The organism is Verminephrobacter aporrectodeae subsp. tuberculatae At4 (genome assembly GCF_000193225.1).
GTDB lineage: Bacteria > Pseudomonadota > Gammaproteobacteria > Burkholderiales > Burkholderiaceae_C > Acidovorax > Acidovorax aporrectodeae.
The window spans coordinates 1-7,536 of the sequence record NZ_AFAL01000058.1 but is presented as its reverse complement, the minus strand read 5'-3'; the positions used below and the strand labels follow the sequence as shown (position 1 = coordinate 7,536).

The 7,536-nt window shown below is 67.1% G+C and carries 9 protein-coding genes; 7 read left to right on the top strand and 2 right to left on the bottom strand.

Features of this window, described 5'->3' with window-relative positions; all coding sequences use genetic code 11:
• Positions 1 to 92 precede the first annotated feature (92 nt).
• Both VTU_RS0102490 and VTU_RS32410 read right to left on the bottom strand, forming a co-directional pair.
• Positions 93 to 806 (bottom strand): ABC transporter ATP-binding protein, encoded by a 714-nt coding sequence (locus VTU_RS0102490; RefSeq protein ID WP_010100420.1) that lies wholly within the window; start codon positions 804 to 806, stop codon positions 93 to 95.
• Between the two features lie 239 nt (positions 807 to 1,045).
• Positions 1,046 to 1,237 (bottom strand): hypothetical protein, encoded by a 192-nt coding sequence (locus tag VTU_RS32410; protein WP_138927769.1) that lies wholly within the window; start codon positions 1,235 to 1,237, stop codon positions 1,046 to 1,048.
• A 167-nt stretch (positions 1,238 to 1,404) separates the two neighbouring features.
• Between VTU_RS32410 and VTU_RS0102485 the strand changes: the two genes are divergently transcribed.
• From VTU_RS0102485 to VTU_RS0102455, 7 genes are all read left to right on the top strand, one after another.
• Positions 1,405 to 3,231, top strand: a complete 1,827-nt coding sequence (locus VTU_RS0102485; protein WP_010100417.1) for a methanol/ethanol family PQQ-dependent dehydrogenase — start codon at positions 1,405 to 1,407, stop codon at positions 3,229 to 3,231.
• Positions 3,232 to 3,320: 89 nt separating this feature from the next.
• Positions 3,321 to 3,728 (top strand): c-type cytochrome, encoded by a 408-nt coding sequence (locus VTU_RS0102480; RefSeq protein WP_010100416.1) that lies wholly within the window; start codon positions 3,321 to 3,323, stop codon positions 3,726 to 3,728.
• Complete coding sequence (locus VTU_RS0102475; protein ID WP_010100415.1) at positions 3,725 to 4,612, top strand: quinoprotein dehydrogenase-associated putative ABC transporter substrate-binding protein; 888 nt, start codon at positions 3,725 to 3,727, stop codon at positions 4,610 to 4,612. The genes VTU_RS0102480 and VTU_RS0102475 overlap by 4 nt, the downstream gene beginning before the upstream one ends.
• A 14-nt stretch (positions 4,613 to 4,626) precedes the next feature.
• On the top strand, positions 4,627 to 5,394 hold the full coding sequence (locus VTU_RS0102470; protein ID WP_201766091.1) for a hypothetical protein: 768 nt from the start codon (positions 4,627 to 4,629) through the stop codon (positions 5,392 to 5,394).
• The gene (locus tag VTU_RS0102465; RefSeq protein WP_010100413.1) at positions 5,391 to 5,753 is read left to right on the top strand and encodes a hypothetical protein; all 363 of its coding nucleotides are present in this window, start codon (positions 5,391 to 5,393) and stop codon (positions 5,751 to 5,753) included. The genes VTU_RS0102470 and VTU_RS0102465 overlap by 4 nt, the downstream gene beginning before the upstream one ends.
• A 21-nt stretch (positions 5,754 to 5,774) precedes the next feature.
• Positions 5,775 to 6,794, top strand: coding sequence for an AAA family ATPase (locus VTU_RS0102460; protein ID WP_010100411.1), 1,020 nt, complete (start codon positions 5,775 to 5,777; stop codon positions 6,792 to 6,794).
• A 17-nt stretch (positions 6,795 to 6,811) separates the two neighbouring features.
• Positions 6,812 to 7,536: DUF58 domain-containing protein (locus VTU_RS0102455; protein ID WP_010100409.1), on the top strand; the 725-nt coding region annotated here is incomplete at its 3' end.

Sequence of the window (7,536 nt, the reverse complement as noted above, 5' to 3'; positions counted from 1 at the left end):
GGCGGCCAGCAGCAGCGCGGCAGGAAGGGGGAAAAAGCGGTGTGGCATACGGTGTCTCCAATGGTTTCAATCTTCGGGAACTGCGCGATCTCTCAGGCGGTGCGGGCGATGAAGCCGGCCTCCAGTGTGCGCCCGCCCAGTTCCCGGCCCACTTGCGCGGGCGTTCCGTCCGCGAGCAACCGGCCCTGGTGCAGCACCAGCACGCGGTCGGCCTGCTCGGCTTCTTCGACGCGGTGCGTGGCCCACAGCACGCACAGGCCGCGCTCGCGCACATCCGACACCAGGGCCGCGAGCAAATCCTGGCGCGACTTCGGGTCCAGGCCGACCGTGGCCTCGTCCATGAGCAGCACGGCGGGCGCGTGCAGGCCGGCGCGCACGAGTTCGACCTTGCGCCGGTTGCCGCCCGAGAGCTCGCGCACCTTGCGCTCCAAGTCGGCGTCGATGTTCAGGCGCGCGCAGGCCGCCGCGATGCGCTCCAGCGCGAGCCGCCGCGGCAGGCCGTGCAGGTCGGCATGGAACAGCAGATTGCGCCGGATGCTCAGATCCAGGTCCAGCGCGACCTGCTGGAACACGACGCCGATGTTGCGCAGCGCCGCAGCAGCCGAGCGGCGCAGCGAATGGCCGGCCACCTCGACCTCTCCTGCGTCGGCGGCGAACAGGCCGGTGAGCACCTGGAACAGCGTTGACTTGCCGGCCCCGTTGGGACCGAGCAGCGCCGCGAACTGGCCCGCCGGCAGGTGCAGCGACAGCGACTGCAACGCCGTGCGCGCGCCATAGCGCTTGGTCAGGTCGGTGGTGCGCAGCATGGAATGTGGTCGGTGGATTGCGTGGTGGACATGCGGGAGCCTGGGGTTCGGACAGGCAGGTTCCGTGCCCTTCTCCGGCAGGATAAGGGTTTGTGCCGGGGCTCTCGACCCCGGATACCCCGTCAGCGCCTGCGCGGCGCGCTGGCAGCCGCGCGTGCAGGCTTTGACTGTGCGCTTGCAGCGAGACACTTTGCGCCGAATCTGGATGGGCGCACGGCACAAACTTCCACGGGATTTCCCTAGGCCAAGGGCCCCTGCGCCGGCGCGCCAAAAATATCCTTCGGCATTTCCTCCTGGTGTTCTGCCCCGCGAATAGCGGCACAAAATGAAACGGATGCATTTCGCGTCATGGCAAGGCGCAAACCGCAGCGATACCCGTAGGTATCGCGAGGATTTGCAACGCCGCCATGGCGCGAAAGGCGCAGTTTCATGTGCCGCTATTCGCGGGGCAGGACACTAGGGGCCGGGCGCCATCGCCAGGGCCGTGCGCGCGGTGGAAACAGGTGGGCATGGATGTTGCAGTCGGTTGCCCTTGTCCAGCCAATCCAACAAGGAGTCCGGTGGTCGCTGCCCCGGAAGCCAATCGAAGGAGACATGCATGAAAATTTCCCGCCAAGTCCTCGGTCGCCTTGCGCGCCATGTCGGCGCCGCCCTGCTCGCCAGCCTGCCGGCCTGGGCGCTGGCCAACGCCGACGTCGAAAAGAACATCGCCAACCCGAAGAACTGGGCTACCCAGGCGGGCGACATGTTCAACCAGCGCTACAGCAAGCTCCAGCAGATCAACAAGGGCAACGTCGGCAAGATGCAGGTCGCGTGGACCTTCTCCACCGGCGTGCTGCGCGGTCACGAGGGCTCGCCCCTGGTCGTGGACGGAACGATGTATCTGCACTCGCCGTTTCCGAACAAGGTCTTCGCGCTCGACCTCGAAACCCAGAAGATCCTCTGGAAGTACGAACCCAAGCAGGACCAGTCGGTCATCGCCGTCATGTGCTGCGACACCGTGAACCGCGGCCTGGCCTACGCCGAGGGCAAGGTCTTCCTGCAGCAGGCGGACACCACCCTGGTCGCACTGGACGCGAAGACCGGCAAGGTGGTGTGGCAGGTGAAGAACGGCGACCCGAAGCTCGGCGCGACGAACACCAACGCGCCGCACGTCTTCAAGGACAAGGTCATCACCGGAATCAGCGGCGGCGAATTCGGCGTGCGCGGCTTTCTCGTTGCCTACCACATCAAGGACGGCTCGCTCGCCTGGAAGGGCTACAGCACCGGGCCGGACGAGGAGATGCTCATCGACCCCGTCAAGACCATGACTTGGAGCGACGGCAAACTCGCCCCGGTGGGCAAGGACTCCTCGCTCAAGACCTGGAAGGAGGACCAGTGGAAGATCGGCGGCGGCACCACCTGGGGCTGGTACAGCTTTGACAAAGCGACCAACGCCGTGTACTACGGCTCCGGCAATCCCTCGACCTGGAACCCCTCGCAGCGGCCCGGGGACAACAAGTGGTCGATGAGCATCTGGTCGCGCGACGTGGACACCGGCAAGGTCAACTGGGTGTACCAGATGACGCCCTTCGACGAATGGGATTACGACGGTGTGAACGAAATGATCCTTGCGGACATCGACGTCAAGGGCAAGCCGACCAAGGCGCTGGTGCACTTTGACCGCAACGGCTTTGCCTACACGCTGGACCGCGTGAGCGGCGCGCTGCTGGTGGCCGAGAAATACGACCCCAAGGTGAACTGGGCGACGCACGTCGATATGAAGACCGGGCGTCCGCAGGTGGTGGCCAAATACTCGACCGCGCAGAACGGCCCCGACGTGAACACCAAGGGAATCTGCCCCGCAGCGCTGGGCAGCAAGGACCAGCAGCCCGCCTCGTACGACCCGAACACCAAGCTGTTCTACGTGCCGACGAACCATGTCTGCATGGACTACGAGCCGTTCAAGATTGAATACACGGCCGGCCAGCCCTACATCGGCGCGACGCTCTCGATGTACGCCACGCCGGGCAGCCACGGCGGCATGGGCAACTTCATCACCTGGGACGCGGGAACGGGCAAGATCGTGCAGAGCAAGACGGAAAAGTTCTCGGTGTGGAGCGGATCGCTGAACACCGCTGGCGGCATCTCGTGCTACGGCACGCTCGAGGGCTACCTCAAGTGCGTGGACGCAAAGGACATCCGCAAGGAGCTCTTCAAGTTCAAGACGCCTTCGGGAATCATCGGCAACGTATTTACCTACGAGCACAAGGGCAAGCAGTTCATCGGCGTTTTCTCGGGAATCGGCGGCTGGGCCGGCATTGGCATGGCGGCGGGCATAGACCCCGAGAAAAGCACCGAAGGGCTTGGCGCCGTCGGCGGCTACAAGGAACTGAGCCAGTACACCGAACTCGGTGGCTCGCTCACCGTGTTTGCGCTGAACTGAGCCGCAACCGCTCTCATGCCCCGTGCAGGGGGAGCGCTCCAGAGAAGAGGCGCCCCCCGTGTCATCCGATATTCATCCGGGACTGACCCATGCAATTGCGCACGCCAAAGTGGCTACCCGCACTTCTCCTGCTCGCCGGTGTGGCCTGCATACCGGGTGTTGCCGTCGCAGCCGATGATCCGCCCTACAAGGTTACCGACGGCTACAAGGTGGACGCGGAAACCATGCAGGGCTTTCGCGCCTGGCGCGCCGCAGCCTGCGACCGCTGCCACGGCCCGAACCAGGAGGGCTTGGTCGGCCCTTCGCTGATCAACAGCCTGAAGACCTTGAAGAAGGAAGAGTTCATCAAGGTCGTGCGCGACGGGCGCCTCGACAAGGGGATGCAGAGCTTCGGCAACAGCCCCATGGTGATGGACAACATCAACCAGCTCTACGCCTACCTCAAGGGCCGCTCCGACGGCGCAATCACCCGCGCCCGGGTGGAAGAAAAGAAATGAACCTGCGACGCCAACAGCAGACCGGCAGGACTTGGCCCACCGGCCTTCGTGTTCTCATTTGGGCCGCGGCCTGCTGCTGCGCGCCGGCACTGGCGCAGGACGCGCCCGCGGCGCGCCAGGCGCTGCGGGTTTGCCAGGACCCGAACAATCTGCCCTTTTCCAACACCCGGGGCGAGGGCATTGAGAACCGCATCGCCGAGCTGTTCGGCAAGGCGCTCGGGCTTCCCGTCACGTACTACTCGTTTCCGCAGCGCATGGCCTTCTTTCGCAACACGCTGCGCTTCAAGCTGCCCGGGCAGGACTATCCCTGCGACATCGTGATGGGCGTTCCGCTCGGGCTCGACGAGGTCTCGGTCACCAAGCCCTACTACCGCTCGACCTACGCGCTGGTCATTCCCCAGGGCAAGGGCATGGACCACGTGGCCTCTGGCGAGGATTTCCTGAAGCTCGATCCGGCCCGGCTGAGGACGCTGCGCATCGGCGTCTACGACCGCTCGCCGGCCGCGCAATGGCTGGCCCGGCACGGTCTGCTGGAGCAGGCCGTGCCGTACAAGCTCATGAACGCCGACCCGGAACGCTATCCGGGAGAGATCGTCGAAAAGGATTTGGCCGAAGGCCGGCTCGACGCCGTCATCGTTTGGGGGCCGATCGCCGGGTTCTTCGCGCGGCGCGTCAGGGCCCCGGCGCTGGCCGTGCTGCCGCTGAAGTCCGAAAAGGGCGTCCGGCTCGATTACCAGATGGCCATGGGACTGCGCTACGGCGAACGCGCATGGAAGCAGCAGATCGAGCAGCTGATCGAGTCCAAGGCGCCCGAGATCACGGCGATCCTCCAGGAGTACGGCGTTCCGCTGGTCGATGCCTCGTTCGCGGCGCCCGGCGACTGAGCGGGATGCGCCCAATGAGCGGGAACCCCATGCACCGCCTGGCGCTGGCCACCGCTGCGCTGTGCGCCCTGTCCGTTGCGAGCGCATGCGCTCAGGACGCGGCGCCCGACTACTCGCCGGCGGAGCGCCTGCTCTTCATGACGCCGCAGTTGCAAACTCTGCAACCCCCGACCCTGCTGCGCTACCGCTTCAGCCGCAGGGGAAGCCTCGAAGAGCCCTTTGCCGACAGCGTCACCCTGGCCCTGAATGCCCGGGCCGACGGCGGCTGCTGCGCCGCCCGGGGCGTATTCCTGAGCGCAGCGCGCAGGCTGCCCGTGCCCGATGTGCCGCAAGCCGAAGGCAACCCCGTGATCCTCTACTTTCTTGAGCACGACATGCGCGAGATGCAACGCCTCACGCGGGGCGCGCAACGGCATTTCCGCAAACGGCTGCGCCTGGCGATCCAGCAGGGCGGCGTGGTGCGCGACGTGACGCTGCCCTATCAGGGACAAGGGGTCGTCGGGCAGGAGATCGTGCTCAGTCCGTTCCTGGACGATCCGCACCGGCCAAAGTACGAGAAATTTGCGCGCAAGAGCTACCGCTTCCTGCTCTCGGCGGCGGTTCCTGGCGGGCTGTACGGCATCCGCACCCGGATCCCGGGCGAGGACCCGCAGGCCCGGCCCCTGCTCGTCGAGGAGCTTCTCATCGAAGGCGCCGGCGCAATGGACGGCAGTTGGAACGGGCATCCGCCCCCCGAAGAAGAAGGCGCAACCAATCTGGCAGCAACCTGGCAAACACCATGAAGAAAGCGCTCCTCCCCCTGTGTTTTCCCGCCCTGCTGCTGGCCGGGCAGAGCGCCGCGCGCGCGAACGACTTTCCCACCGTGGACCGCGTGCTCTACGTGCAGGAATGCATCGCCGCGCATCCTGGCGTGGGCCGCTTCGAGATGACGAACAAATGCGCGTGCGCGCTCGACGCGCTCGCCAAGGAACTGAAATACGAGGAGTACGTGGCGTTGAGCACCGCCAGCAAGGCGAGCAGCATAGGCGGCGAGCGCGGCAGCTACATCCGCGATGCGGCGCAGTTGCAGGCGGGGATCAAGCGCTACCGCGCGCTCCAGGCGAGGACCGAAAAAGCCTGCTTCATCGGCGCGCCCGACTGAGCCCGCACCGGCGCAGCCGCCATGGATAGCGAAGAACGACTCCAGGACTGGCGCCATCTTGCGCTGCGGCTCGAGGGCGAGGTCGCGAAAGCGCTGATCGGGCAGCCGCAGACGATCCGTTTGATCAACGTCGCGCTGTTCGCGCGCGGCCACGTGCTGCTCGAAGGCGACGTGGGGGTCGGCAAGACGACGCTGCTGCGCGCCTTTGCGCGCGCCATTGGCGGCGAGTTCGAGCGGGTCGAGGGGACGGTCGATCTGATGCCGGGCGACCTCGTCTACCACAGCCACGTCGATGCCCGGGGCCGCCCGCGCATCGACCCGGGGCCCTTGCTGCGCCACGGCGAGCGCTTGGTCAGTTTCTTCTTCAACGAGATCAACCGCGCGCGGCCGCAGGTGCAGTCGCTGCTGCTGCGCGCCATGGCCGAGCGCACGCTGAGCGCCTTCGACCGCGAATACCGTTTTCCGCACATGACGGTGTTCGCCGACCGCAACCGGGTCGAGCGCGAGGAAACCTTCGAGCTCGCGTCGGCGGCGCGCGACCGCTTCATGTTCGAGCTGAACATGCCCACGCCCGGCGCGCGCGACGTCCGCCGCGCGCTCGTGTTCGACACCGCGTTCCACGACACCGACCACCTGCTCGAACAGGTCGCGCCGGCGATCCTGCCCTGGGAGCGGCTCAACGCCGTCGCCGCGCAGGTGCAGCGCAGCGTGCACGCGAGCGACGCCATCGAGCGCTATGTGCTCGCGCTGTGGCAGGCCAGCGAGACGCCGCAGAAGTTCGGCATCCGCCTGGACGGTGTCGATATGGAGCGCCTGATCCTCGCCGGCGCCAGCCCGCGTGGAATGAGCGCGTTGCTGCGCGCGGCGCGCACGCTGGCCTGGCTCGAAGAGCGCAGGCATCTGGAGCCCGGCGATCTCGCGGCGGTGTTGCCCGCGGTGCTCGGGCACCGGATCTTCTTCACGCCGGTCTACGAACTGCACCGGGCCGAGCTGTCGCAGGCGCTGCTTGCGCAGATCATGGACAAGATCGCCGTGCCCTGAAAGACCCCGAGACCGCGATGCAGCGCAGCGACGAATTCCACTATCGGCTGCCGCGCCGCTTCGGCGGCTGGCGTCCGGGCGCGCAGCGCGGAACGAGCCAGGGCGGCGGGCAGGAGTTCGCCGCGCACCGGCGCCTGTTCGACTACCCCGATCCGCGGCGCATCGACCTGCGCGCGAGCGTGCGCGACCCGCGCAACGGGTGGATGGTGCGCGTGCAGCGGCTGCGCGTGGCGATTCGCGTGCACGCCGTGGTCGATGTCTCGGCGTCGATGCACTTCGGCGCCGGGCGGCGCAAGCTCGACGTGGTCGCCGACTTCGTCGAAGCCCTGGGGCACAGCGCGTTTCGCGCGGGCGACGCGCTGGGCCTGCTGGCGTTCGATGGGCACGCGCGCGAGGACCTGTTCGTTGCGGCGCGGCACAGCCGCGGCAACGCCAGCCTGATGGCGCAGATGCTGCGCGACTGCCGCACGGCGCCAACCCAGGGCTGCGCTGCGCAGGCCCTGCGGCGGGTCAGCGAGCGCCTGGCCGGGCGCGACGGTCTGGTGTTTCTGGTCTCCGATTTCCATTGGCCGATCGCCACGCTCGGTGCATTGCTCGACCGGTTCGCGCCCGCCTGCGTGGTTCCACTCGTGCTCTGGGACCCGGCGGAAACCGAGCCGCCGCGCGCCAGCGCGCTGCTCGCCCTGCGCGACGCAGAAACCGGCGCGCAGCGCAGCCTGTGGATGCGCGCGGCGCTGCGCAC